This window comes from Halodesulfovibrio spirochaetisodalis (assembly GCF_001672295.1).
Taxonomy (GTDB): domain Bacteria; phylum Desulfobacterota; class Desulfovibrionia; order Desulfovibrionales; family Desulfovibrionaceae; genus Halodesulfovibrio; species Halodesulfovibrio spirochaetisodalis.
This window is the reverse complement of the sequence record NZ_JXMS01000008.1, coordinates 22,228-47,234: the sequence shown is the minus strand read 5'-3', so window position 1 is coordinate 47,234 and position 25,007 is coordinate 22,228. Positions and strand designations below refer to the sequence as shown.

Here is a 25,007-nt window from a genome sequence, read left to right as displayed (position 1 = left end):
GTGTTGTGTATTACATATGGGTATGATGAGTAATGTTGTGCTGTGAGTAAGTATCAGCAGTAAGTTAGCCGATTGGTATGTGTTGAACGTAGGCAAGTTATGGGGGTTGTTCTGTGACTCAAGACAAATTAACGGTTCTGGTTGTTGATGATGCACCGGAAAATATCGAGATATTGCGTACTATTCTGCACCCGCAGTATAGGGTAAAGGCTGCGCGTACAGGCGAAAGGGCGTTAAAGATAGCCCGAACCGTTCCGCAACCTGACATGGTGTTGCTTGATGTTGTTATGCCGGATGTGGATGGGTATGAGGTATGTCGGCAGCTTAAAGCAGATGTTTCAACTGCAGATATTCCAGTCATATTTATTACGGCTAAGAATTCGGCAGATAATGAGACCCGTGGGCTGGAGCTTGGTGCAGTAGATTACATCACCAAGCCGGTGCTTCCTGCTATAGTAAATGCAAGAGTGAGTACACACCTTGCGCTCAGAGACCAGAAACATCATCTGGAAGAACTTGTCCTGTTACGGACACGGGAACTGGAGAATACTCGGCTGGAGCTAATTCGTTGTCTTGGACAGGCTGCTGAATATAAGGACAACGAAACCGGTTTGCATGTTATCCGCATGAGCCACTACACTCGAATCATTGCTCAGCAGCTGGATGCAGACAGCGATTGGGTGCAGCTAGTTTTTCAGGCGGCACCGATGCATGATGTCGGAAAGATTGGTATTCCTGACTCAATCTTGAGTAAGCGTGGAAAGCTGACTGATGAAGAGTGGAGAATAATGCGTAAGCATCCTGAATATGGTGCTGAAATTATAGGAAACCATCCGTCCCGTTTACTTTCCATGGCACGGGAAATTGCTCTGACGCACCATGAAAAATGGGACGGAACAGGCTATCCGTACAATCTTTCTGGAGAAGATATTCCACTTTCGGGACGTGTCGTTGCGGTGGCAGATGTCTTTGATGCGCTGACAACAGAACGTCCGTACAAGAAAGCATGGGAAGTGGACGATGCTGTAACGTTTATTAAGGAAAATTCCGGTAAGCATTTTGATCCGGAACTTGTAGATATTTTTGTCCAGCAGTTACCTGCTATTCTTGAAATCAAAAAGCTGTATGCAGAGATTCCCGGGGATAATGCGGAAGCATTTTACAATGTGTTTGGTGCAGAGTAGCTGTATTCATTCATTGCTCTGCTGAATATATTTTGAATACAAAACAACCCGAACGACTGAGTTTAGACTCTGTTGTTCGGGTTGTTTTGTATTGGTATGTTACGCTTCAGGTGCTGCGGACTACGAGTCGAGCTTTAACAGGTCAGACTCTTTGCCGATGGCGACAAGGATATCACCTTCCTCCAGAGTCCTGTCCGCTGCCGGAACGAATTCGTATTCTTTTTCACCTTTTCGTTTGATGGCAACAACCATAACCCCGAAGCTTGTTAGTCCAAGATCAATCAGGCTTTTTCCGACCCAGTTGTTAACTTCCAGTTCTTGAAGAAGGATATTTCCGCCCAGAGGTAGCAAGTCAAGCATGCCCGGATTTGCAATGCGGTGCGCAAATTGACTTGCTGCATCTCTTTCCGGTTGGATGACTGTGTGAACACCAAGTCTGCGCAACACAACAGCATGCTCGTGGCTGATAGCCTTTACCGCAAGACGTTTTATTCCCATTTCCTGAAGGTTCAGCACAATGAGGATAGATGTTTCCATTGATTTGCCGACGCTGACGATGACTTCATCCAGATCCATGAAACGTAGCTGCTTGAGAACATTATCGTCTGTTGCGTCAGCCTGATATGTCTGTGACAGGAATTCTTCTGTTTTCTTGGTGGCGTTGGAGGAGCTGTCCACGCCGATAACTGTGTGTCCGAGTTCGGACAAAAACTCAGCAAGTGCACTGCCGAATTTCCCCAGTCCGATAATGCCGACTTCTGCTTTTTTCATTATTCAACGCTCCTAGCCGATAGGGATGTCTGTTTCCGGAATTCGATACCGGATATTTGATTGGAATTGTTGCAACATTGTCAGCAGCCAGATGGGACCAATGCGTCCAATAAACATCAGAGCAATGATGATGCATTTACCTGCCGTTGTGAGCTTGGCAGTCAGCCCAAGACTAAGTCCTACTGTACCAAATGCTGAGATAACTTCAAAAAATATTTCTAAAAACTGTCCGCGCAATTCTGAGTGGGACAGATTGCCTCCCTCGGTCAGGTTCAAGGCTATTGTGGCAAGAGCAATAATCATAGTGACACCGAAAACAAGTGTCACAACCTTGTTGATTGTTTTCGAATCCAGTGCCTTGTTTCCTATTGCGACTTGTTCTCTTCCTCGCACCTGAGCCATCATGAAGGCACACAGAGCACGGAATGTTGTAACCTTTATCCCGCCTGCACATGAACCCGGTGCCCCGCCTATGACCATTAAAAAAATCATAAAAAGTAGGTACAGATTCGTCATCTCTGCCATGTTTACAGTGTTGAAACCGGCTGTACGGGCAGAAACGGATTGAAACAAAGAGGTAAGCAGCGTTGTTACAAAGGATTCGTCAGGTGCGTACGAAATGCGGGAGACTAACAGTGCTGCAGTTCCGCCCACGATAAGGATAGCGGAAGTAGAAAGAATTATCTTGGTAATAAAGGAAAGTTGCTTTCTGCGTCCTTGACGTATCCAGAGGGCAATTTCATCAAGAACGGCAAATCCCAGTCCGCCCAGAATAATCAACAGCATGACAGTAAGGTTTACCCCTGTGTTTGTTGCCATGCTCATGAGGCTGTCAGGGAAGAGGGAAAAGCCCGCATTGCAGAATGCTGAAATTGCATGAAAGATGGAGGAAAAAACAGTGAACCTGCCATCTCCGAAAAAGTATAGAGAGATAGCTCCTGCAATTTCAATGGTGAAGGTCATGGCAGCAAGCCGAAGCAAAAAGCGTCCAAGGTCAAAGGACGTGTTGTGCAGGAGTGCCTGACCTACAGCGAGTCTGTCTGTGAGGGTAACCCGTCTTCTTAATAGAAACAGGGCAAGACTTGAGTAAGTCATAATGCCCAGCCCACCCAGCTGGATAAGGGTTAGCAGCGTAATTTGTCCCCCATCAGTCAGTGAGGATGCAGGGTCAAGCACGGAAAGCCCTGTTACGCATACTGCGGACGTAGCAGTGAAGAGTGCATCAATCCAGCTCATAGCTCCTGTTGCAGAAAATTCGTACAATAGTATTGCACCAACAACTATGGTGGTGCCGAAGGCTGCAACAGGAAGCACAAAAGGAAGTAACGTCTTTTTAGCCATGAGGGTGCAATACGCCTACATGTTGTTGTGTGCAAGAGACTTTTAAACCAGATTGATGACAACCCCGCACCTTACAGCATTATTTCAAAAAAGTCTGGCGCTCGCATATATTGCGATGTGTGTTGTCCCTGAATTTTTGTATCCCTTATGCTGCAATGCGTTGTTTCAATTTGGCCGGCAGGGACGTTATCAACAGTTTCTTTTAAATGTCTCTTGCACGATTATTATCTATGAGTAGCAGCTAATTACTCCACAAAACAGTAATTGCCTCAACAGTCTGCTGTAATTTTTTAGCGCGCACACGCATGACAGCTTCAATAAATTTATCCACCGAGTTGTTGAGTTCCTCAAGAGAACCGTTGTTCTCAAGAATAATATGACATGCGTTCATCTTATCATCTTCAGCCCATTGCCACGAGTCCATGGTAGCAATGAGATCGTCACTCCAGCCTCTGGTGCTCTGTAGTCTTCCCTGACGAGCTGCTTTATCGCAGCGAACTCCGGCAATAATATCCACTTCCCGATCCCAGTGTGATTCATGGAGTAGCGGAATCTCTGCCACAGCAAACGGGTCTGCTGCATGTTTTTGCCAGAAGAGGTTGAGGTCATGCAGGATCAAAGGGTGGATGAGTTGTTCAACTTCTTTTCTGCTTGATGTTTTTTCCTGCATTTTGGCGAAAAGGGCTTTGCGGTTGACCGGTTCATCATCCGGTGCCACTTCAGAGCCGAATCTGCCTCTGAGTACATACCAGCCGTCAGCGCCATTTTTATAAAGATCATGAACAATGGAATCCGCACTCCATGTGGCGATACCTTTCTCCGTGAGGGCGGAAAGGACAGCAGATTTGCCGCAGCCCGGCATTCCGGTAAGCGCTACACGCTGCACAGACAGTGTCAGTCGTTCAATGAGTGCGGTGAAGTCTTCCGGTGGTTGACAGGTAAAGGACATGTGCTTCTGGGTTGTCGGGTGTTCAAAGTCGAGCTTCCATGCATGCAGCATCTGGCGGTTGGCAAATGGTGCAAGTGGGGAGTTTTCTTTAACACCGCCTCCGTAAAGGGTGTCGCCCCATAATGGATACCCGATGTGGCTCATGTGTACACGGATCTGATGTGTTCTGCCTGTGTAAATCTTTACAGCGACCAGTGAAAATTTTCCTTTCGGGTCGGAATACAGAGTTCGGAATTCAGAGTGAGCTTCTTTGGCATTGGGGACAACAGCCATGCGAATTTTCATTTTCGGGTCGCGCCCGATCGGTTCCTTGATTTCGCCTGATTGCGGCGGTGTGCCATGTACAAGTGCCAGATATTCTTTAGAAATAGTGCGTGCTGCAAATTCTTCAGAAAGGGCGAGGCGTGTTTTCTCGTTGAGTGCGACAATAAGCAGGCCGGACGTGTCTTTATCTATTCGGTGTACAATGCCAGGGCGGAAGCCTTCCATCTGCGTGATTTCAGGAATGACATGCGCGAGGCGGTGCACCAGTGTACCTTCTGGACAGCTAGGGCATGGATGTACAGTGAGGCCGGCTTCTTTGTTAAGTACAATGAGGTCTTCATCGCGGTGCAGAATTTCTATGTGTCCTTCTTCAGGCACAATGCACGTTTGCACAACAGGAATGGAAACAGACAGGCGCATGCCGGAAAAAATTTTTGTGTTCGGCTTTGCGCATTTTTTTTCGTCTATCTTGACCAGACCGTCCTTGATGAGTTTTTTAACTTTTTCTCTGCTAATGCCTTCATCTTTAAGGATATCTCCTAAATATTTGTCGAGTCTGATGCCGTTGAAATGCTCAGGGACAAGGTGTTCATTTTCTGAAAATTCGCTGTATTCTTCGGGTGTTGTCATAATATTTCTAGCTTGTTGTTATTGTTTCTTGACCACTGACAATTATTTGGAGTATATGTCATTCGTTTAGGCGCGGTCTTTTAGGCCGCTTTTTTCAAGCAATCGCTCAAGGAGGCCGATGTGGCTGTTTACGTGGTTGACCATCCGCTGGTCAAACATAAACTCGGACGAATTCGTGAAGCAGATATTTCTGTTGCAGAATTCCGTGCACTTTCCAATGAAATTTGTCGTCTTCTTACCTACGAAGCTACTAAAAGTCTCGAAACTGAGAAATGCACCATCGAAGGATGGGCTGGCTCTGTAGAAGTAGACCAGATTAAAGGAAAGAAAGCTACCGTAGTTCCAATTCTCCGTGCAGGCATTGGTATGCTTGACGGAATTATGGATATGATCCCTGGCGTTAAAGTTAGCGTTGTGGGTATGTTCCGTAATGAAGAAACTCTTGAGCCTGAAGAATACTACGTTAAGCTCGCAAAAAACATTGAAGAGCGTACCGCGATTATTCTGGATCCTATGCTTGCAACCGGTGGTACCCTTATCGCTACCATCGATCTGCTTAAAAAAGCTGGATGCAAAAAAATCATCGGTCTGTTCCTCGTGGCAGCACCAGAAGGTGTTGAACGCGTTGTTGCAGCACATCCTGACGTAGATATTTACACTGCATCTGTGGATGAACGACTCAATGAGCAAGGATATATTTTACCGGGTCTCGGCGACGCCGGTGATAAGATTTTCGGAACCAAGTAGAGTTTCGATCCGTTTTTGAACGGGAAGAGCATTTGACCCCCTGTTCCTGCCTTCTATGAAGGTTTGAACTCGGGGAAGGGTGCTCTTTTTTTGGGCGGTCAGGATAGTGGGTAGTACATCTATGTTGTTTAAAATCAATATGTTGTACTTTAGATTGAAAAAAGAGTTGTATGAAACTCAATGTAGGAGGGAATGGTGTCAAACGTAAATACGGAATATTCTTTCAGGCTTAAAGACTGCCTGCTTGGTGCACAGATGCTGTTTGTAGCATTTGGTGCTCTTGTACTGGTTCCGTTGCTCACAGGTCTTAACCCGAACGTGGCGTTCTTTACCGCCGGTGCAGGTACCTTGCTGTTCCAGCTTGTTACCAAACGTTCAGTACCAATCTTTCTTGCATCTTCTTTTGCTTTTATTGCGCCGATTATTTTTGGCGTACAGACTTGGGGAATTCCGGCGACCATGTGTGGTCTTGCTGCTTCCGGCTTCCTCTACATGGGGCTTTCAGTACTGATTAAAGTTCAGGGGCCGCAGATTCTCGAACGCGTGCTGCCAACGATTGTTACTGGTCCGGTTGTTATGGTTATCGGCCTTATGCTCGCACCGGTAGCTGTATTCAACGCACTTGGAAAAACAGGTGACGGTGCTATTCAGCTTATTCCAGAACCAACCGCGCTTATTATTTCCATGGCATCTCTTGGTACAACGATTCTGGTGTCATTGTGCGGTAAGGGAATGCTCAGACTTATCCCTATTCTTAGCGGTATCGTAGTAGGGTACACATTAAGTCTCTTTTACGGCATCGTAGATTTTTCTCCGGTTATCAATGCACCATGGTTTGCCGTACCGGATTTCGTAGCGCCTGAGTGGAATTGGGAAGCTATTTTATTCATTGTGCCTGTTGCAATTGCCCCTGCAATTGAGCACGTTGGTGACGTTCTGGCCATTGGTGCTGTTACCGGCAAGAACTACATTAAAGAACCGGGTATTCATCGTACCATGTTCGGTGACGGTATTGCGACTACCTTTGCGTCTATGCTTGGTGGTCCTCCAAACACTACCTACTCTGAAGTAACCGGTGCTGTTGCGCTGACCAAATCTTTTAACCCGGGTATCATGACATGGGCAGCGATTGTTGCAATCTGTCTTGCATTCGTGGGTAAGCTCGGTGCTGTACTTTCAACTATTCCTGTTCCTGTAATGGGCGGTATTCTTGTACTGCTTTTTGGTACAATCGTAGTTGTAGGTATGAACTCCCTTGTTCGTGCTGGTCAGGATCTCATGGAGCCACGTAACCTTGCGATCATGGCAGTTATCTTGGTGTTCGGTGTTGGCGGTATGGCATTCCATGCTGGTGCATTTAGCCTCAAAGGTATCGGCCTTGCCGGTATCATCGGTATTATTCTTAACCTCATTCTACCGAAAAGCCGTGCATAACCTGAGTTGCCGTCCAGAAAGAGTAAAGCCCCTGTCAACGACAGGGGCTTTTTTTATTCAAATTTACCGAGAAGGTGCTGATGCAGTGTGTTAGCTAATAACGTTGTTACGGGCGGGACAATAAGTATTGTGGCCATTATGCTGAAAACAATGCCGGGCAGCAGAAACAGTGATGCTGCTAGAGTAATTATGGCAGAGCGGCACGCAGATGCTGGGGGAAGCATTCCAGTTTGAACGCTTGTGAGGCTGGTTGTGATCCATTCAGCGCCGTTTGTCTTTAACACGACCAGCCCGATACAGTTGGTAAGGAGCGTTACGCTGAGAAGAAGCATCTGCGGGTTTAGTGGGGTAATAAGTTTGTGCTCCAGCGGATTGAGTATTGAGAAAAAAATGAACAGGGCGATGTATGTCTGTACTTTTTCTGGGTACAGGACTCGGAGCGCCCTGAGAACAGATGCGCACATCTCGAGACGTTCGACCTGCCGTAGCTGTGTCTCGCTGATTTCTTTTTTGGTGAGCAGAAAGCGTAGTTCTGCTTCTGTGAGAATGGGTTTCATACTATATGGTTGTTGTTTGTGTAGTGATGAGGAATGAGTTGTAGAGTAGGTAAAGAGGTGTCGTGTGCATTCCATGAGTGAAGTATGCCATATCTGTATGTTGTCATGTGTAAAAAGATGTTTGTTGCATCTTGGCTGGTGTTATTCAGCCTGTTGGCATTGAGTGTGCTATAAAATGGTTAAGGTTGCTGCTAGATGCATGCTGCGCAGCTTTCGTGAAGTATAGAGTATTTATGGTTAGTAACCAGTTAATGCACGTAAAGAATACTATTACATTATGCGTACAGTGTCTGAGTGGGGAGCATGAGAGGAGGCATTAAAAAAACTCGTACAGAAAAATATTCCGTACGAGTTTTTAATAGGTTGTGTTGTTTTTAGTTAGTCAGCAAAAAATTGCATGATGGCAGTGAAGACGCCATCAATATCAAGTTCGGTGGTGTCAATAATATGCGCATCTTCAGCAGGAATAAGAGGTGCAATGGTGCGGGTTCTGTCCTGCTTATCACGCTCTTTAATCTGGGAAATGATGAGCTCAAGGTCTGCTGGCTGCCCCAGTTCCTGCAACTGTTTGAAACGGCGTGCACCGCGCTCTTCTGCGGTTGCATCAAGGAAGAACTTGTATTTTGCAGAAGGGAACACCACAGTCCCCATGTCTCTTCCTTCAGCAACGAGCGAAGTGTTAGTGCTGATTTCCCGCTGAACCCGCTTAAGTGCAGTACGCACAACAGGCAGTTTGGCAACGGAAGAGGCAAGGGCTGCTACTTCTTCTGTGCGAATTTCATCACCTACCGGTGTGCCGTTAACAGAAAGGACAGAATCGAACCCGAAGCCTGAAAGAGAGAAGGTGTATTGAGCAATGTGCGCTTCGAGTTCTTCTTCAGTCATGGTAGGAGCAGCTTCGCCGAACTTCCAGCCAAAAATGCGGAACATGGCTCCGGTATCGAGGTACGCGATGGAAAGTTCCTGTGCAACACGTTTGGCAAGAGTGGTTTTGCCAACACCGGCAGGGCCGTCGAGAGTTACGACGCGCAGGTTATTCTGCATTAAGAATCTCCTTGAGAGCAGAAATAAGCACTTGGTTTTCATGGGCAGTGCCGATGGTAATACGCAAGTGTTTAGGAAGATTGTAGCCCTTTACGAGAGGGCGGATAATAAGTCCGCGCTTAAGCAGCTCTTCATTAAGGTAGCTGCCGTCAACAGGGGCTTCCACCATAATAAAGTTTGCTAGTGACGGGTAAACCGTAAAGTCTAACGCACGGAGTTCATTCGTAAGATATTCTCGTCCTTCGCGGGTTACGCGCAGGGTTTCTTCAATGAAAGGTGTATCGCTCAGTACGGCAATGCCGGCTTGCTCAGCAAGTACGTTTACGCTGAACGGTGCGCGGATGCGGCGCAGATATTCTGCAAGGTTTGGATGCATGGCACCAAAACCGAGTCGCAGGCCTGCCAGTCCGAAGCATTTTGAGAAGGTGCGCAGAACGCATATATTTTCATACTCAGCAAGGCGTGGCAGCATAGAGTATGTCTCAAGATCTTCAGCAAAATCCATATAAGCTTCGTCTACCACTAAAAGGCAGGACTCAGGCAGTTTGGAGTGGAGGGAAAGAATTTCCTCTACCGGAGGCGCATAGCCGGAAGGGTTGTCCGGTGTGGTGATGAATACAATGGAGGTATTGTCGTCTACGAGATTGAGAAGAGCATCCCAGTCAAACGTGAAGTCTGTTTTAAGCTGAGCTTGACGAAACTCCACAGCGCAGAGGTTGGACAGTACCTGATACATGGAAAAACAAGGATCAAAAGCGACAATGTTGCTTTTACCCGGGGTCGCTTTTACGCGAATGAGCATGTCGATGACTTCATCAGAACCGTTTCCGGTGACAATGGAGTCTTCGTGAATATGGAAATGCTGTGCAATTGCAGAGATAAGATTCGGAGTACCTACCTGACCGTAGCGGAATGCGTAGTCTGCATACAGTTTGATGGCATCCTGAACGCGCGGGGATGTTCCCAGCGGATTCTCGTTACTCGCAAGTTTGATAATGGTGTCCAGACCGTATGCCTGTTTTACCTCATCAATAGATTTTCCCGCTGTATACGGAGAAAATCCTTTAACCTCATCACGGATTGCTTCACATACACATAGTTTCGAGCTCATGTATTGCCCCTTTCCCAATGTTTCTTCAATACGTTCTGACATACTGCGTGTACCGTATTTCTCTGTTATCTCTAATTATATACAGTAGAAAATGAACGCAGTTGCCGGTTTGCCGGACAATAGTTGAGCACGTTATGGACGGATTATTGTCGCATAACAAAAAAGGACGACCCGTCCAGAGTCGTCCTTTTGAATAGACTACTAAAATGTATACCGCAAGTACCAGTGCGTTACTTGTCAAAATCCGGTCGTACTGTAAGTACCGGAATATCTGCACCGCGAACAATTTTGGCAGCTACGGAGCCGAACAGGAGTCTGTCTATACCCGTTCTTCCGTGTGTGCCCATAATGATAAGATCAGCATTTTCGTCGGCAGCAATTTCCAGAATCTCTTCAGCAGCAAAGCCGGTAACAACTTTACCGGTGGTTTTTATGCCTGCAAAATGTTTTTCTAAAAAGTCACCCATGCTTTTTTCAGCACCGGTAACAATTTCACCTACAAAAGATTCGATTGTATTCGGCGGCACATGGAAGCCGACGTACTGGTTAAGTGAAGGAGCCGCGTAAACAACAATAAGTTCAGCGTCAAATTTCTCAGCAAAAAGTTTTGCATATTCTGCGATGTAGGTACTTTCGTCAGAAAAATCAACAGCCACAACAGCTTTTTTAATAGCAACCATACTGCCTCCTGAAGGATCTCGAGTATCTGTCTAAAGCGGTTATCTACGTTGTTTTATACTTCATATACACATACTCTGCGAAGATAGACAAGGATAACGTTCTTATGTACTTTGCAGCAGTTGCATGCATTTGCTTCCGGATAATGGGCAGAAAATTCCGTGCAAAAATAGTCCGGAAAATAAAAATATACTGTTTTCAAGGGTTCGTGAGTTTTGGCAAGCTCTTTGCTTCATTCACAGCAAATCCTAATCGCCGGGGATATTGTTATGAGAATTAATACTACAGAACACATCACATCGATAGCGAAGCAGAGTCAGGCAACCAAAGCTCCTAAACGGGCTGCAGACGGTTTTCACAATCTGCTTTCACAGGAACTTGAGTTGCAGAGTAAGTCTGCAACAGAGGCAATGTTGCCTCCCGGTACTCGCTCCATAGCGTTTGACCCGCGTTTGAATGCAGAGCAGAAGGACGTTGCTCCGGCAGCTGTAGATCCGAAAAAAGTAGCTGATGATCTGGAAGGAATCCTGAACCAATGGGAAAAATATTCCACACAGATCAGTTCACAGGGTACACCGGATCTTAAAGGCGCCTTTGGAACCCTTAAGGAGCTTGCACATAACCTTGCAACACTCAAACAGACTGCACCGTCTCTGAAAGCCGACTTCCCTGAGCTGGATGACGTACGCAATGAGCTTGAGGTTATGACCGTGACCGAACAGTTTAAAATTAACCGTGGTGACTACCTCGTATAGTATCTACGGTGAGCCGTTCTTATCCTGAAAGAACAAGCTGTGTGCAGCCAGCACTGTATACAGACAGCAATGGGCAATTGCAGGATAGAATTGTAAAGAAAAAGGCAGTCTTTTGACTGCCTTTTTCTTTTTTAAACTAGTGGTTAGCGCGTTAATTCATGCAGCAGTGTTGTAATCGCTGCCATAGCTGTCTGGTATCGCACATCAGCTCTGTCACCACTGAACACATGGTGTTGAGTAAATAACTGTGTGCCAATGGCGTACCCAATCCATACTGTTCCCACGGGCTTTTCTGCTGAACCGCCAGTAGGGCCTGCAATTCCGGTTACCGAGACCGCGACATCCACATCCAAAGCGGACTGTACTCCCTGTGCCATGGCCAAAGCAGTTTCTTTGCTTACAGCGCCGTATTGAACAAGCGTTTCGTGCGGTACATGTACAATCTTTTCTTTTATTTCATTTGCGTATGAGACAATAGCGCCTGAAAACCAGTCAGAGGAACCGGAAACTTCAGTCAGCAGCATGGAGATAAGTCCACCGGTGCAGGACTCTGCAGTGCCGAGCATGTATTTTTTTTGACGCAGAACTTCGCCAAGTTCTGATATTTCAGCTGATAATTCTGGAATATGCATATGATGTACTCCCTTTGCCTTCGCTACCATTGCAGTAAAGGCATAGCAAGCAGTCCTTGCTAGATTGTCAGTGCGCAGGGTAGAATAGAATAATAACAGGAGGCAGTACCAGTGGCAGACTTTGATACTCTTTCTTCCGCCCTACGGGGGGAAGTGATGACAGATATAGCGAGTAATTTTTTTGGGGCGCGTATAGCAATTGATGATGAACGTGCACTTTTTGAGTTTGTAGAAAGTGACATCAGGCTTTCTGAACAACGTGCACTCAATATTTGTGGTCAACTGCAGGCACTGCTTACCTCCAGAGAGGATCTGGAAAATATGCTGCGCGCAATAGGTGTTTCACCGGAGTTTGTGTCACGTATAGAAGAGTCAGATCCGTGGTTGAGTATGCCTGTGCCATTCGCTCTTACGACTGAGGGGCGTTATAGAAAGTGCGTCCTTGAAACGTATACCCGCATGCTGAATGCTTTTGATTTCTTTCTGCACGGCATAACTTACAGGAAAAATACTGCGGAGAAATACGGAAAGACAACAGGGTATTATAGATATCTTGAGTGGTGCGATGAGTTGAATGAACGCATCAAAAAGGTGAATCGTGACCATTCCCCAACACAGGTACTCAGTGTTGTGCGAGAGATGGATGTGGAGAAAACGGCTAAACAGCGCGCAGTAGGTACCGTAAATAGCGAAGCCGGATGTATTCCGGGAGATGATCTGTGTATTTTGCTGTTACCGCGTGAAGAGTTGCAGGAGATGGAATTGCCAGAATTGCCAGATCTTGAAACAACTCTTACCAGTGGAGAAACCGTTGCTGAAACGATTAAACGTTATGCAGGCGCAGTGTATAAACGGGAACCGGAAAAAGTTAAACAAATAATCCGTATTCTGAAACAGAATTAGCGAACCAATATACTAAAGGTAGTCTTACGACCCTTCAGGCATTAATTACAGTTTTTTGTGATCATGCCGAAGAGTATGGAGACTGCCTTTTTGTATGCCAATACAGGCAGTGAGAGGGTGAAACTACTATTGTTAAAGAAAGCGATACAGGCTTACCGCGAAGCATGTTTTTTCAGGAGATAGGAATGCGCTGTCGATTTTTAGCTGTGTTTATGGGCATTGCCCTGAGTGTATGTTCTTTTGTTGTTGTGCCGCATGCATACGCAGAAGCGCCAATTAAGGTTGTGTATGGGTTTGACAGAGAATTCCCGCCGTTTTCATTTGAGGAAGCAAAAGGGAAAGCTGTCGGGTTCGATGTTGACCTTATTCGCGCTATTTTTAAAGGACAGAATGTTAAACTGGTGACCAGACCGCTTGTCTGGGATCATGTGTTGATGGAACTTTCTTCCGGTGCAATTGATTTATCTACAGGGATGGCAAAGACTAAACAGCGCAGCCTGCTTTTTAATTTCAGTGAAAAACCAACGCTTCCAATGAAGGTACGTCTTTTCACGAAAGCTACCAACAGAGTTGGTAATATTACCTTACTTCGCGGACAATCCGTTTCAGTAAAGCGCGGTTCTTTCCAGCAACGTGTTCTGGAAGAGTTCGGCGGTATGAATGTTAAAGCATTCCCAAGTAAAGTAGATGCAATTCATGCACTTGGCCGTGATCAGGTTCAAGCCTACTGCGGGCCTGAGCAGACAGCATACTATTACCTGAAGCGCTTTAGATATGGAAAAATCAGTCCGGTTGGCAGCTTGCTGCGCATTACAGATTCCTACATTGCGGTTAACCGTGATAAAGGCCGCATTCTGGAGATGGTTAATAAGGGTTTTCAGCGTGTAGTTGCTACAGGCGAATATGACAGAATTTACCGTAAATGGTTTGTGCCGGAGCTTCAGGAAGATGAACTGAGCAATTTGTTTGATGAAGCTTCTAAAGCAGCCGTGAACGCCTATGCTCCATATACTAAATCTCCTGTGGGCGCTGCAGTGCTTACGCGCTCCGGTAAAATGTATGTTGGATGTAATGTTGAGACAGCAAAGGAAAATATTTCAGCTATCAAAACAGCCGTGCTGAAAGCGATTGCTGATGGTGAGTACGATTTCCGTGCAGTTGCGGCATTAGCTGCTGATGGTTCCGTTGTAGCTCCTACTGCAGAAGACAGACAGTTCTTATTCGAGTTCGGACGTGGCATTCTTGCTGCTGTGGAGCCGGATAAGGGGGATGTGAAAATGATCATGGTATCGCAATTGCTCCCATATCCTATTTTGTCGGGTAACAAAGGTTTTACTTACGAATAACCAAGCGTTACTCATATATTGAATATAAAAAGCCGACAAATGTCGGCTTTTTTGTTTTGTGGTCATCAGTACAACAGCTTGTAGTGGTGCCGTTATAAAATTTATCGCTAAAGTCTATACAAAAATGCCGATAAGACTGTGTCGGAATTTTTTTAGGTGATGGCTCGTTACGCTGGAGTCAGAGACTGCGCCATTAAAAGCACAGCATTTGTGGTCGGCAATAATATTATTATCGCAATGCTGTGGAACGTTTTAGCAAGTTATTTAACATGATAAATGTAGGGGAAGCAGATATTTTCTGCTGTTCTGTCATTTGATCAGGTAAAATCATGGGGGCTTTCAGGGCTTATGAATATTAAACGTAAGGCATCTAATTTTCTGTTAGTGGGGGTGGTTACAGTTCTTATTTCTGCCCCTGTCTTGTATTATACGCTGCAACATCTCGGTGCTGCCTATGATGATTTTTCTGAACGTGTAGCAACCCGTCAGGAATTGCTGCTGACGATGAAGTCCCAATTTGGTTATGGTGGTATTATCCATAACTTTAAAAACTATGTATTGCGAGGGACTAATAAATACTATGACCGTGTTACAGGAAACCAGCAGGCAATTTCTGACGCAGTAAACAGGTACGAAAAACTTCGTGATATTACCCCTGCGGAAAAGGAAGCCCTCGATAAGATCGAAGGGGTAATGGATAACTATTTTGAAAACGTTAAGCTTGTTAAACGATTGTGGAGCGAGGGGAAAACACCTGCTCAGATAGATGCTGTAGTAAAAATCAGCGATAAACCTGCATTTGAAGGGTTCGCTGTTGTTGAAAAATATTATGAAGAAGTAAAAGCGCAGTCCGCAGCAGAGTTTGATGAAGCATTCAGTACTCTTTACTACGCTGTTATTGCGACCATTCTTGTTGTTATTTCACTTCTTATTACTGTTTGTCTTGGGTACGCTAAAACTGCTCGTGAACTGAGTATAGTGTCCGGCGTTGCAGAGCGTGTGGGACATGATCCTGATGCTGTGTCTGATCTTGATATTAGGCGGGTAGATGAGCTTGGTTTGCTTGCCCGTGCATTGAATTCTATGGTGCAAAGCTTGCGTAAGCAGATTCAGGAAGCAGAAGAAAAGACCACAATTGCAGAACGCAGCACCAATGAAGCACAAAGCGCCCGTGCACAAGTTGAAGCACGTGAGGAAGATATTCAAAAAATATCTTCACGCATTATTGCAACTGCCAATAAGTCCAGCGTAACCATGAGGTCAGTTGTGGCTACTACGGAGTCTTTGACTGACCAGATCAGTCAGATTGAAGAGGGTGCCAATGAGCAGCGTTCTCGAATTTCTGATACTGCTATGTCCATTGATGAAATGAACTCTACTGTTCTGGATATTGCACGTAACGCCAGTGATGCTGCACATAAGGCAGATGAGACTCGTGGGCGTTCCGATGAAGGTGCTGTTGTTATTGCTGAACTTAAAGATGCCATTGGTTCCGTAGCACAGAGTGCAGAAGACCTGCGAGGCGTTATTACAGATCTCGGTGTTCAGGCCGAAAGCATTGGCGGCGTTATTTCGACTATTTCAGATATCGCAGACCAGACTAACCTGCTTGCACTGAACGCTGCTATTGAAGCGGCACGAGCAGGCGAAGCAGGACGTGGTTTTGCTGTTGTAGCCGACGAAGTACGTAAGCTGGCAGAAAAGACTATGGTGGCAACCCGAGAGGTTATCGATCAGGTGGGCGGCATTCAGCGTGGTGTAGAGGGGACAACCTCTGTTGCTAATGAGATGGATAAATCTGTCGAAATTACGACCAGCGGTTCAGATAAGGCTCTTGTGGTACTCACAGAGATTAATGCAATGGCTATTGAAACGGCAGACAGTATTCGTTCCATTGCAACTGCCTCTGAACAGCAGTCTGCAACCAGTGAACAGATAAGCACTGCAGTGCTGGAAGTAAGTGATATCGCAACCAGCACGACTGATTCTATGAGCGTATTCAGCCGATCTGTGCATGATGTTCGAACACAGGCTGTGGAGCTGGAGTCTCTTATGGCTGAGTTGAAACAGTAGCAATTTAAACGTTGTTGTATTGCACAATAGAGATTGAAATAAGAAAATAAAAAGGCTGCATCCATCTGGATGCAGCCTTTTTACTACACGTCTCCGCGGTAACGGAAAAGGGTACGGAGTACCTTACGCGTCAGTGGCGAGAACACTTTTTTACTGAGGAGCGTTCCAGCTACTTTTTTATTGATTTCACTGACGGTCGGATACGGGTGAACAGCACCAGCAAGTGTAGCAAGCGATACTTTTCCACCAAGCACCGCGATCCATTCGTTGATCAATTCACCAGCATGGATTCCTGCAATTTGAACGCCGAGGATGCGTTCTTTTTTGTCCAGCAGAAGCTTGAGCTTTCCCTCCGGCTGATTTTCAGCAAGAGCCCTGTCGTTTTGTGCAAAATACTCTGTGTGGACGGTGTATTCAATACCAGCAGCTTGAGCACGCTTTTCATTGTAGCCGACGGAAGCCAGCTCCGGTTCACAATATGTAACCCACGGAAGAAACGTGTAGTCAGCTTTGCGAGGGAGTTTGAATACGGCATTAGCGATAACGATCCCTCCCTCGTATCCAGCTGCATGGGTAAACTGGTATTGGCCGGTAATGTCGCCCACTGCATAAATGTGTGGAACATTGGTGCGCATGCGGGAATCAACAGGGATGCCTTTAGCAGAATATTCTACGTCTGCGTTTTGCAGGTTAAGTGCTTCGACGGAAGGTGCCCTGCCAAGAGCTATAAGCAGTTTGTCGCTGGTTACTTTTTGCGTAGGGTGTTCAGCAGTTCCAAAATGAACAGATATTCCATCAGTATTCTGTGTTATCTCTTCAATGCTGGTGTTGGTGATGACATTGATGCCGTCATTGCGAAGGGATGTTTCAATAATTTCCGCCATGTCGGCGTCTTCTTTGGACAGAATATGTGCAGAGCGTTGGAGTAATGTCACCTCCGCCCCCAGTCTTTGGAAGGATTGTGCCATCTCAACAGCTATAGGGCCTCCACCAATGACTGTAAGTTTTTGGGGCAGTGTGTCTTGAAAAAAGACTGTTTCGTTAGTGAGGTATTCGACTTGATTCAGCCCTTTAAAAGGTGGTGAAGAGGGAGTCGAACCAGCAGCAATGACAATGCTTTTTGCTGAAATATGTTCCGGCCTGCTCCCATCGCGCGGCACCAGAGAAATCGTATTTGGATCTCTGAAAGAGGCAGTGCCGAAACGAACAGTAGCGCCAAGTCCTTCAAAACGTTCTGGAGAGTCATGTGGCTGAATGGTTTCGATAACTGACTTGATGTGTTTCGCGATCTTGGAAAAGTCTACTGGCTCAAGTTTTGGAGCAGGGAGGCCGTACTGTTCTGCCGTTGCCATCTGGTGGCGTACTTTAGCACATTTTATGAGTGTCTTGCTTGGTACACAGCCATAGTGCAGACAGTCGCCGCCCATGTGTTCATCTTTTTCTATCAACAGGACTTTTACCCCGAGCTGTGCTGCGCCGGATGCAATGGTAAGTCCTGCCGCTCCACTGCCTATGATGATGAGGTCAAAATCATATGTAGCCATATCAATTGCTCTCTTTAATTTTGCGGATAAATTTTAACAGAAATTTAGCAATGAGAGGGAATATGCCCAGCAGGGCAAACGAGATAAGGTGTACTGGCTGAAGAACATCGGCCACGTCGTTTATCGTGGCAAGCTGCTTGCCAGCGTTAACGAATACTGCTGTGCCCGGAAGCATACCAAGTTGCGATACCCAGAAGAATGTATGCAGCGGCAGGCTGGTGATTCCCATGACAAGGTTAACAGCGAAGAATGGAAAAATAGGTACAAGACGGACTGTGAAGAGATAGAAAGCACCTTCTTTTTTTATTCCATCATCAATTTTTTTAATTTTGCTGCCAAACGATTTTTGCACCCAGTCCTTCAGGATATAACGTGAAACAAAACAGGCGAGGGTAGCCCCGATTGTCGAGGCAAAGGATACTGCAATAAGAGCCGTCCAGAAGCCGAACAGTCCACCGGCTGCCAGTGTCATAATAGCAGCACCGGGTATGGATAATGCGGTAACAAGTATGTAGATCAAAATAAAACCGCCGACGACAAGAAACATATGATCCTGATGCAGCATTCTGAAAGCGTCCTGCTTCATTTTAATATATTCAAGAGTAAGGTATTCCGTCAGATTAAAGTACCAGACGATGAAAAACAGTAGGGCAATAGTGGTTACAATTGCGAGACGCTTTGCTTGAATTGCTGTCATAACCTTATCCTTTTCGTTCCGTACGGGAAGCGGTCTTGTGTATGAGGTGGTCTGCTGCGTAACGGGCTGCGCCCCATAGACCTGATTCTTCGTTCTCATTAATTTTTATTGGCACATTACAGAGGATATTTCCATACTGTTCACAGTTACGGAACGACTCTTCAAACTCTTTTTGTTGAATGACTATGGGGTTACCTGCTGCGATACCGCCAGTGATGTAAAGGCCACCGAGGGCAAATGTATCCAGCACAAAGTTGTGGCAAACTCGTCCGTAAAACCGTGCGAACCATTCCAGTACAATCGGGTATTCGGTAAAATGTGAAACAACTTTGTGTGAAGTGGCTTTCTCGCCGGTATGAAATTCGAAAAGATGTTCAAGTCCTGAGCCTGAAAGGACGTGCTCCTGAATGACCTTTGCTGATCCTGTTTTTTTACGTATAAAATCAGCATATTCAAGTTCTTCTTTTGTCATGAACGGGAAAAAACTATGGCCGCCCTCTGAGGGAACAGGGATGTATTTTCCTTTACCGTCAGGTACAAGAATTGATTTGCCAAGTCCTGTACCGGCTCCAAGAATCGCCACAGGACAATTCGTGGCGGCGGTGCCCGAAACAACTTCTGTAGCGTCTTCAAAAGCTGGAGTGAAGGCTGCATATGCTTGTGCAAGAAAATCGTTGATAAGAAGTGTACTGGCGCATTGAAATTTTTTAGGAAGGGCTGTCAGGTCAATATCCCACTGAATATTCGGAGGGGAGCTGCGCAGTCCGTCCACAACAGGGCCAGCAACACCAAAGACAGCAGCATCCGCCTTAGGTGGCTGCAATTCAAAATTGGAGTTGGATAACAGATCCAGCAAGTGCTCAAAGCTGTCAGCAGCATTGGTGGAAAGCCAGATGCTTCTCTCATGACGCAACGTAGTACCTTGGAGTGTAAAGGCTGCAAAACGGCTGTTTGTCCCGCCGATATCAGCGGCTAAGATTTTTTTCATAGGCTGTATCTGTCCAGTTCAGAGTAATTCGATGACTTCCCCAGTATACGCAGTAGAGCAGCAATGGACTGTTATACAATCTGGAACTTAGTCTACAAGTAATGTCGGGAGGCTGAAAGCATAAAAAAAGGCGAACCCTTGAATCGGGTTCGCCTTCAGCGTTGTATAGAAAGAAGAACTAGTTCTGCGTCGCAATCCAGTCGGAAGCTTCTTTAAGATCAAGAGTTCCAGTGTAGATAGCTTTACCGGAGATAGCACCTTCAAGGTTGGCTTCTTTGGTCAGCGGGTAGAGTGCCTTAATATCCTCAAGTGTTGCAACACCGCCTGCTGCGATTACTGGAACAGATGATGTCTGTGCCAGTTTGGTAAGTGCCGGCAGGTTAACACCTGTCTGCATACCGTCGCGGTCAATGTCTGTGTAGATGATAAACGCTACACCCTGTTCTTCCATGCGCGGGAGAACATCATAAATAGTGAGGCCGCTGTCTTCTACCCAGCCTTTGGTTTTAAGTACGCCGCCTTCAGCATCAAGAGAGACACCGATTTTTCCCGGAAATGCTTTACAAATAGAGCCGAAAAGTTCCGGTTCTGTAAGAGCAATTGTACCGATGATGAGACGGGAAACACCGGCATCAAGGTATGCCTTCGCAGTTTCCAGATCGCGGATTCCTCCGCCGAGCTGAACTGGCATATCTACACTTGAGCAGATGTTTTTAATAAGATCGCGGTTGACTGGTTCACCGGAAAAAGCACCATCGAGATCGATTACATGGAGCCATTTACCGCCTTGTTCCTGCCATTTCTTTGCCATTGCTACCGGATCAGAGGAAAATACTGTTTCCTGATCGGCTTTACCCTGTTTAAGACGAACTGCCTGTCCGCCTTTAATGTCTACAGCAGGAAAAATTATCACAGACCAAGCTCCGTTATAGCCTGACGCATTCCTTCTTCAGCAAGCTGTTCCGCAGTAATCCACTTACCCTTGCGTTGGAACCACTTGTCTATATTAAGAAGATTTGCAGAAAGACTTTCTTGAGTTTCTTCAAAGTGAAAACGTGAAAGAGAAGGTTCATTAGCACTTACGCGCAATGCATAGAAGTCCATATTAACACCGGCAGACTGGAATGCACCCATTTCGCCACCCTGACGAGGGGTCCAGTCGATGACCTGAGGAATAATAAGAACGTCAACCTTCATGCATAAGCCAACCTGATTCCAGAACTGTAACGCATTTACCGGATCTTCGCTGCGCTGCGCTGTCGTGATTTCAAAGCACTGACGAGCAGCTGCACCGCGCAGGTAGATACGTTTAGTTTCTGTTAACAAAAGTTTTTCGAAATCAGCATTCAATGTATCCAGTGTCTCAGGAGAAACTCTGAACTGGTCAGAAGGGATGTACCCTGCAAGCAGTTCGCCGGTATTGGTTGGCTGGGTAAACATAGCCACACCCATAGTCAGCGGAGGTAATTGTGCCGTTGTTTTTGATTTGCCGCATCCGGCAATAAGAAACAGGCCGAGAACGCAAAGAATAAGTCCGGTATGGCGAAATGTTTTTTGCATTAATCTAGACTCCCTTTGGTGCTGAGTAGTTGATTTCTATCGCAGGAAGCAGCCATGCGCAGTGCAAGCCCGAGACCCTTGCATGCTGATTCGAGCAGGTGGTGCCCATTTTTACCATAAAGGTAAGAAATATGCATGTTTATTCTTGCACCGTAGCATACAGATTTGAAAAACTCACGCCAAAGGTCGGATTCATCACCGGCAATAACAGGTGGCAGTAGATCATCGCCACGATAAACAAGATAAGGACGTCCGGAAATATCGATGTTCACTTCAGAGATGGATTCATCCATTGGTACTTTTGCCATGCCGATACGGTTGATACCTTTTCGGTCTCCAAGGGCTTCACGAAGCGCGTTGCCAAGGCAGATACCAATGTCTTCGAGTGTATGATGTGCATCAACGTGTAAATCTCCGTCACAGTGAATTTGGAGATCAAATCCGCCCCAGAATGCGATGAGAGTGAGCATATGGTCGGCAAAGCCCCAACCTGTTTTCACGTCTACATTACTGGCTCCGTCCAGAGTAAGAGAAAGTGATATTTTAGTTTCACTGGTGTCTCTTGAAATGGTTGCGGTACGTTGAGTCATACTTCTTCCTCAAGTTTCGTCAGGTAGATGGTTAAAAGCCGGGCAAAAGCCCGGCCTGTGTACACCTAAGAGTGTTGGTAAGATAGATGACAACTTTAGAAAAAACAAAGTTGCCAGCGGTCTTACTCTGCCATTGCTTCTTCGCCTTCGTTATCTTCTTCAGTTTCCTCAGAAGCCTTACGCTTGCCGAAGAGGGCAGCGATGATGATTGAGATTTCATACAGAATCATCAATGGGCCTGCCATGAGGAGCTGGGAGACAACATCCGGTGGTGTAAGAATAGCAGCCAGAATGAATGAAAAAAGAATAGCAAATTTACGTGCTTTACGCATCATGGTTGCTGTTACAATTCCCAATCTGCTCAAGAAAAGAGCAAATAGTGGCATCTCAAATACAAGTCCGAAGGCAAAAATCAGCTTCATGGAGAAGCTCAGATATTCATTGAGCTTAAGCATAGCCTGAATATTCCCTGTATTAAAGCTCATGAAGAACTCAAAAGCAAACGGGAATACAATAAAGTAGGCAAATGCGCCGCCGCCGATAAAGCAGGCGGCAGAGAAGAATGCTATAGGTACAATGTACTTTCGCTCTTCTTCATAGAGCCCAGGGGCAATAAATGCCCAGACTTGATAGAAAATATATGGACTGGCAGCAAAAAAACCTGCCAGAGCAGCGACTTTAAGGTAGGTCACAAACGCCTCGTGCGGCGCTGTGTAGATGAAAGAACTTTGATCCGGCATAACTGCAACCATCGGCATTACCAGATAATCAAAGAGCTTTTCAGCAAAACTGTAACAGGCAAGACAACCGAGAATGATGGCAAAGCTGATGCGCTTTAAACGCACACGAAGCTCATCAAGATGCTGAAGAAGGGTCATGGACTCTTCTTCCTCTTCCTCGTCTTCCTCCTCATCCATCGCATCAATACGGTCGGTGAGAGTGACAGCAGTGGAAGCATCTTGCTCTGTATCTTCAGAATCACCGCTGTCCGGAGCATCGTGTGCTCCGGACGCGGTGTTATCTATATCTTCTTCGTCGAAATCTTCGATACGATCAGGACGGGGACCGTCTGAGAAGTCCATCTCAGCAGAAGGGTCAGAGTCATCGTTACCTTCATTACGTGCGGTATCAGCAGATTGGCTTTCTTCAGCGGAGTCTGTTTCGTTGCCGCGTTCGTTTTCAGATACGTTTTCGTCTGCTTCAGAAGGCTGAGCGTCTGTTTTTTTATCGCCGCTCATTATGCCGGTTCCTTCTCGGTCTTAGTGGAAGCAACAGGTTCAGCTGCAGGTTGTGGTTCTGCATTATCCGGTGCTACAGCAAGGTTTCCGGTCGGTTCCTGAACAGGCTGTGCTTCAGCCGTTTCAGGGGAAGATTTTGCTTCCGCTTTCGAGTTTTCGTCACCGAAAATTTTCTTTTCAGCAGCTTTTTTCTCTTTTTCGTGCTCATCTAATGCGATTTCAGTGTTGATAGTACGCTGAAAATCAGTAGATACGCGGCGGAATTCCGCAAGACCTTTCCCGAGAGTTCTTGCCACTTTCGGCAAGCTCTTAGGACCCAGCACAATAAGTGCTACAACAAGAATAACCAGTATTTCTGTAGTACCGATTCCAAACATGCAGTCACGCCCAATTAGCTAAGGTTGGCTTATTCCCACTCGATAGTGCTCGGTGGCTTGGAGGAGATGTCATAAACAACGCGGTTCACGCCAACAACTTCGTTGATGATGCGGCTTGAGATTTTTTCAAGCAGCTCGGAAGGAAGACGTGCCCAATCCGCTGTCATAGCATCTACACTATCAACAATACGTAGGGCAATAACGTTTTCGTAGGTTCTGCCGTCACCCATAACCCCAACAGTCTTAAGCGGCAGCAGAACAGCAAAGCCCTGCCACACTTTGCGATACCATCCGGATGCAGTCAACTCGTTCTGTACGATTTTGTCTGCTTTTCTCAAAATAGTAAGGCGTTCATCAGTGATTTCACCAATAATACGGATAGCAAGGCCAGGACCAGGGAAAGGATGACGCCATACTACGGAGTCAGGCATGCCGAGTTCGATAGCAACTTTACGCACTTCATCTTTGAACAGTTCACGAAGAGGTTCGATGAGTTCAAGTTCCATATCTTCAGGCAGACCGCCAACGTTGTGGTGGCTTTTAATTACAGCAGAAGGCCCTTTGTGGGAGATGGATTCGATCACATCAGGGTACAGGGTGCCCTGTGCGAGGAATTTAACGTTTTCAATACGTGCTGCTTCTGCATCGAATACCTCGATGAATTCGTAGCCGATGATCTTACGTTTTTCTTCTGGATCTTCCACGCCTTCAAGCTTGGAAAGGAAACGGTCGCGTGCATCAACAACAGTAAGGTTGAGGTCGAAGTGTTCGCGCAGGTAGCTGGAAACTTCTTCAACTTCGTTCTGACGCATCAGGCCGTTGTCTACAAAGATGCAGTGGAGGCGATGACCGATTGCTTGGTTCAGAAGAACAGCAACAACAGTGGAGTCGATGCCACCGGAGAGGCCGCAAACAACGTTGCCTTCAGGACCAACAGTTTCCTGACAATCTTTAATTACAGCGTCAATGAAGCCGGACATGGTCCAGTCCGGTTTTATGCCTGCAATCTTGAAGAGGAAGTTGTTGATCATAATGTCGCCACCCTCGGAGTGGTGAACTTCCGGATGATACTGGAGTGCGTAAATATTTTTTTCTACACACGCCATAGCAGCAACTTCAAGAGTTTCTGTAGAACCGATGATCTCGAAAGAAGGCGGTACAGATTTAACCTTATCGCCGTGGGACATCCATACACGTAAGGAATCTTCACGGTTGAGGTCAGCAAACAGCGGGCAGTCTGCAGTCATGTTGAAGTCTGCAGGGCCGTACTCACGGGTCTCAGAGCTTGCGAGTTCGCCACCAAGGTTGTGGGCGAGCAGCTGCATACCGTAGCAGATACCGAGTACTGGTACGCCAAGTTCGAGCAGACCCATATCGAGAGCAGGAGCGTCTTCGTCACCTACACTGGAAGGACCGCCGGAAAGAATCACAGCGGAAGGGTTCATTGCCTTGACTTCTTCAGCTGTTACGATGCAAGGGTGAATCTCAGAGTATACGCCCGCTTCACGTACGCGGCGTGCGATAAGCTGAGTAAACTGAGAGCCGTAGTCAACAATAATGACTTTGCTAAGTGCGTCCATAATGTCCTCTAAAA

General features: G+C 46.3%; 24 protein-coding genes. 7 read left to right on the top strand and 17 right to left on the bottom strand.

The window, feature by feature from the left end; all coding sequences use genetic code 11:
• The first annotated feature begins 113 nt into the window (after window positions 1–113).
• On the top strand, window positions 114–1,184 hold the full coding sequence (locus SP90_RS06050; protein WP_066853628.1) for an HD-GYP domain-containing protein: 1,071 nt from the start codon (window positions 114–116) through the stop codon (window positions 1,182–1,184).
• Window positions 1,185–1,304: 120 nt separating this feature from the next.
• Here SP90_RS06050 and SP90_RS06045 read toward each other — a convergent pair whose 3' ends face one another.
• The 3 genes from SP90_RS06045 to coaE form a co-directional block, all read right to left on the bottom strand.
• Window positions 1,305–1,955, bottom strand: a complete 651-nt coding sequence (locus SP90_RS06045) for a potassium channel family protein (RefSeq protein ID WP_066853627.1) — start codon at window positions 1,953–1,955, stop codon at window positions 1,305–1,307.
• A 12-nt stretch (window positions 1,956–1,967) separates the two neighbouring features.
• Complete coding sequence (locus SP90_RS06040; RefSeq protein ID WP_066853625.1) at window positions 1,968–3,296, bottom strand: TrkH family potassium uptake protein; 1,329 nt, start codon at window positions 3,294–3,296, stop codon at window positions 1,968–1,970.
• Between the two features lie 241 nt (window positions 3,297–3,537).
• Window positions 3,538–5,139 (bottom strand): dephospho-CoA kinase, encoded by a 1,602-nt coding sequence (gene coaE, locus SP90_RS06035; protein WP_066853623.1) that lies wholly within the window; start codon window positions 5,137–5,139, stop codon window positions 3,538–3,540.
• A 120-nt stretch (window positions 5,140–5,259) separates the two neighbouring features.
• On the opposite strand from coaE, the gene upp reads away from it, so the two are divergent.
• Entirely contained in the window at window positions 5,260–5,886 is a 627-nt protein-coding gene (gene upp / locus SP90_RS06030) for a uracil phosphoribosyltransferase (protein WP_066853621.1), read from the top strand.
• A 192-nt stretch (window positions 5,887–6,078) separates the two neighbouring features.
• A complete protein-coding gene (locus SP90_RS06025) occupies window positions 6,079–7,320 on the top strand; it encodes a uracil-xanthine permease family protein (protein WP_066853620.1) in 1,242 nt (413 codons plus the stop codon).
• Window positions 7,321–7,373: 53 nt separating this feature from the next.
• On the opposite strand, the gene SP90_RS06020 is transcribed toward SP90_RS06025, so the two are convergent.
• The 4 genes from SP90_RS06020 to SP90_RS06005 all read right to left on the bottom strand — a co-directional run bounded on the left by SP90_RS06020 (window position 7,374) and on the right by SP90_RS06005 (window position 10,712).
• Entirely contained in the window at window positions 7,374–7,877 is a 504-nt protein-coding gene (locus SP90_RS06020) for an FxsA family protein (protein WP_066853618.1), read from the bottom strand.
• A 378-nt stretch (window positions 7,878–8,255) separates the two neighbouring features.
• Entirely contained in the window at window positions 8,256–8,921 is a 666-nt protein-coding gene (cmk, locus tag SP90_RS06015) for a (d)CMP kinase (protein WP_066853616.1), read from the bottom strand.
• A complete protein-coding gene (gene hisC / locus SP90_RS06010) occupies window positions 8,911–10,032 on the bottom strand; it encodes a histidinol-phosphate transaminase (protein ID WP_066853728.1) in 1,122 nt (373 codons plus the stop codon). Before hisC ends, cmk begins: the two co-directional genes overlap by 11 nt.
• 230 nt (window positions 10,033–10,262) lie before the next feature.
• Window positions 10,263–10,712: a universal stress protein gene (locus SP90_RS06005; protein WP_066853614.1), complete on the bottom strand. Its 450-nt coding sequence runs from the start codon at window positions 10,710–10,712 to the stop codon at window positions 10,263–10,265.
• Window positions 10,713–10,979: 267 nt separating this feature from the next.
• Here SP90_RS06005 and SP90_RS06000 point away from each other — a divergent pair, with 267 nt between their 5' ends.
• Window positions 10,980–11,465, top strand: a complete 486-nt coding sequence (locus SP90_RS06000) for a hypothetical protein (protein ID WP_066853612.1) — start codon at window positions 10,980–10,982, stop codon at window positions 11,463–11,465.
• Window positions 11,466–11,608: 143 nt separating this feature from the next.
• On the opposite strand, the gene SP90_RS05995 is transcribed toward SP90_RS06000, so the two are convergent.
• Entirely contained in the window at window positions 11,609–12,097 is a 489-nt protein-coding gene (locus tag SP90_RS05995) for a CinA family protein (protein WP_066853610.1), read from the bottom strand.
• 111 nt (window positions 12,098–12,208) lie between these two features.
• On the opposite strand from SP90_RS05995, the gene SP90_RS05990 reads away from it, so the two are divergent.
• The 3 genes from SP90_RS05990 (at window position 12,209) to SP90_RS05980 (ending at window position 16,419) form a co-directional block, all read left to right on the top strand.
• Window positions 12,209–13,000, top strand: a complete 792-nt coding sequence (locus SP90_RS05990) for a hypothetical protein (protein ID WP_066853608.1) — start codon at window positions 12,209–12,211, stop codon at window positions 12,998–13,000.
• Window positions 13,001–13,185: 185 nt separating this feature from the next.
• Window positions 13,186–14,346 (top strand): cytidine deaminase, encoded by a 1,161-nt coding sequence (locus tag SP90_RS05985; RefSeq protein WP_066853606.1) that lies wholly within the window; start codon window positions 13,186–13,188, stop codon window positions 14,344–14,346.
• A 348-nt stretch (window positions 14,347–14,694) separates the two neighbouring features.
• Window positions 14,695–16,419, top strand: a complete 1,725-nt coding sequence (locus tag SP90_RS05980; protein ID WP_066853604.1) for a methyl-accepting chemotaxis protein — start codon at window positions 14,695–14,697, stop codon at window positions 16,417–16,419.
• 83 nt (window positions 16,420–16,502) lie between these two features.
• On the opposite strand, the gene SP90_RS05975 is transcribed toward SP90_RS05980, so the two are convergent.
• The 9 genes from SP90_RS05975 to guaA form a co-directional block, all read right to left on the bottom strand.
• On the bottom strand, window positions 16,503–17,963 hold the full coding sequence (locus tag SP90_RS05975) for a dihydrolipoyl dehydrogenase family protein (RefSeq protein ID WP_066853601.1): 1,461 nt from the start codon (window positions 17,961–17,963) through the stop codon (window positions 16,503–16,505).
• A gap of 1 nt (window position 17,964) precedes the next feature.
• On the bottom strand, window positions 17,965–18,660 hold the full coding sequence (locus SP90_RS05970; RefSeq protein ID WP_066853599.1) for a TVP38/TMEM64 family protein: 696 nt from the start codon (window positions 18,658–18,660) through the stop codon (window positions 17,965–17,967).
• 4 nt (window positions 18,661–18,664) lie between these two features.
• Entirely contained in the window at window positions 18,665–19,648 is a 984-nt protein-coding gene (locus SP90_RS05965; protein ID WP_066853597.1) for a glucokinase, read from the bottom strand.
• Window positions 19,649–19,826: 178 nt separating this feature from the next.
• On the bottom strand, window positions 19,827–20,561 hold the full coding sequence (hisA, locus tag SP90_RS05960; protein ID WP_066853595.1) for a 1-(5-phosphoribosyl)-5-[(5-phosphoribosylamino)methylideneamino]imidazole-4-carboxamide isomerase: 735 nt from the start codon (window positions 20,559–20,561) through the stop codon (window positions 19,827–19,829).
• Complete coding sequence (locus SP90_RS05955; protein ID WP_066853593.1) at window positions 20,558–21,208, bottom strand: hypothetical protein; 651 nt, start codon at window positions 21,206–21,208, stop codon at window positions 20,558–20,560. The genes hisA and SP90_RS05955 overlap by 4 nt, the downstream gene beginning before the upstream one ends.
• A complete protein-coding gene (hisB, locus tag SP90_RS05950) occupies window positions 21,208–21,798 on the bottom strand; it encodes an imidazoleglycerol-phosphate dehydratase HisB (protein WP_066853591.1) in 591 nt (196 codons plus the stop codon). The genes SP90_RS05955 and hisB overlap by 1 nt, the downstream gene beginning before the upstream one ends.
• Window positions 21,799–21,920: 122 nt before the next feature.
• Window positions 21,921–22,676: a twin-arginine translocase subunit TatC gene (gene tatC / locus SP90_RS05945; protein WP_066853726.1), complete on the bottom strand. Its 756-nt coding sequence runs from the start codon at window positions 22,674–22,676 to the stop codon at window positions 21,921–21,923.
• Window positions 22,677–23,035: 359 nt separating this feature from the next.
• Window positions 23,036–23,413, bottom strand: a complete 378-nt coding sequence (gene tatB, locus SP90_RS05940) for a Sec-independent protein translocase protein TatB (RefSeq protein WP_066853589.1) — start codon at window positions 23,411–23,413, stop codon at window positions 23,036–23,038.
• 29 nt (window positions 23,414–23,442) lie between these two features.
• On the bottom strand, window positions 23,443–24,993 hold the full coding sequence (guaA, locus tag SP90_RS05935; protein WP_066853587.1) for a glutamine-hydrolyzing GMP synthase: 1,551 nt from the start codon (window positions 24,991–24,993) through the stop codon (window positions 23,443–23,445).
• Between the last annotated feature and the right edge of the window lie 14 nt (window positions 24,994–25,007).

Coding starts and splice junctions, on each gene's coding strand:
- SP90_RS05965 (WP_066853597.1), bottom strand. CDS start 19,648: ATGAAAAAAATCTTAGCCGCTGATATCGGCGGGACAAACAGCCGTTTT.
- SP90_RS05995 (WP_066853610.1), bottom strand. CDS start 12,097: ATGCATATTCCAGAATTATCAGCTGAAATATCAGAACTTGGCGAAGTT.
- hisB (WP_066853591.1), bottom strand. CDS start 21,798: ATGACTCAACGTACCGCAACCATTTCAAGAGACACCAGTGAAACTAAA.
- SP90_RS06025 (WP_066853620.1), top strand. CDS start 6,079: ATGGTGTCAAACGTAAATACGGAATATTCTTTCAGGCTTAAAGACTGC.
- guaA (WP_066853587.1), bottom strand. CDS start 24,993: ATGGACGCACTTAGCAAAGTCATTATTGTTGACTACGGCTCTCAGTTT.
- SP90_RS05955 (WP_066853593.1), bottom strand. CDS start 21,208: ATGCAAAAAACATTTCGCCATACCGGACTTATTCTTTGCGTTCTCGGC.
- SP90_RS05975 (WP_066853601.1), bottom strand. CDS start 17,963: ATGGCTACATATGATTTTGACCTCATCATCATAGGCAGTGGAGCGGCA.
- SP90_RS06045 (WP_066853627.1), bottom strand. CDS start 1,955: ATGAAAAAAGCAGAAGTCGGCATTATCGGACTGGGGAAATTCGGCAGT.
- SP90_RS05980 (WP_066853604.1), top strand. CDS start 14,695: ATGAATATTAAACGTAAGGCATCTAATTTTCTGTTAGTGGGGGTGGTT.
- SP90_RS06020 (WP_066853618.1), bottom strand. CDS start 7,877: ATGAAACCCATTCTCACAGAAGCAGAACTACGCTTTCTGCTCACCAAA.
- hisC (WP_066853728.1), bottom strand. CDS start 10,032: ATGAGCTCGAAACTATGTGTATGTGAAGCAATCCGTGATGAGGTTAAA.
- cmk (WP_066853616.1), bottom strand. CDS start 8,921: ATGCAGAATAACCTGCGCGTCGTAACTCTCGACGGCCCTGCCGGTGTT.
- SP90_RS06000 (WP_066853612.1), top strand. CDS start 10,980: ATGAGAATTAATACTACAGAACACATCACATCGATAGCGAAGCAGAGT.
- SP90_RS06005 (WP_066853614.1), bottom strand. CDS start 10,712: ATGGTTGCTATTAAAAAAGCTGTTGTGGCTGTTGATTTTTCTGACGAA.
- coaE (WP_066853623.1), bottom strand. CDS start 5,139: ATGACAACACCCGAAGAATACAGCGAATTTTCAGAAAATGAACACCTT.
- tatC (WP_066853726.1), bottom strand. CDS start 22,676: ATGACCCTTCTTCAGCATCTTGATGAGCTTCGTGTGCGTTTAAAGCGC.
- SP90_RS05970 (WP_066853599.1), bottom strand. CDS start 18,660: ATGACAGCAATTCAAGCAAAGCGTCTCGCAATTGTAACCACTATTGCC.
- SP90_RS06040 (WP_066853625.1), bottom strand. CDS start 3,296: ATGGCTAAAAAGACGTTACTTCCTTTTGTGCTTCCTGTTGCAGCCTTC.
- SP90_RS05985 (WP_066853606.1), top strand. CDS start 13,186: ATGCGCTGTCGATTTTTAGCTGTGTTTATGGGCATTGCCCTGAGTGTA.
- tatB (WP_066853589.1), bottom strand. CDS start 23,413: ATGTTTGGAATCGGTACTACAGAAATACTGGTTATTCTTGTTGTAGCA.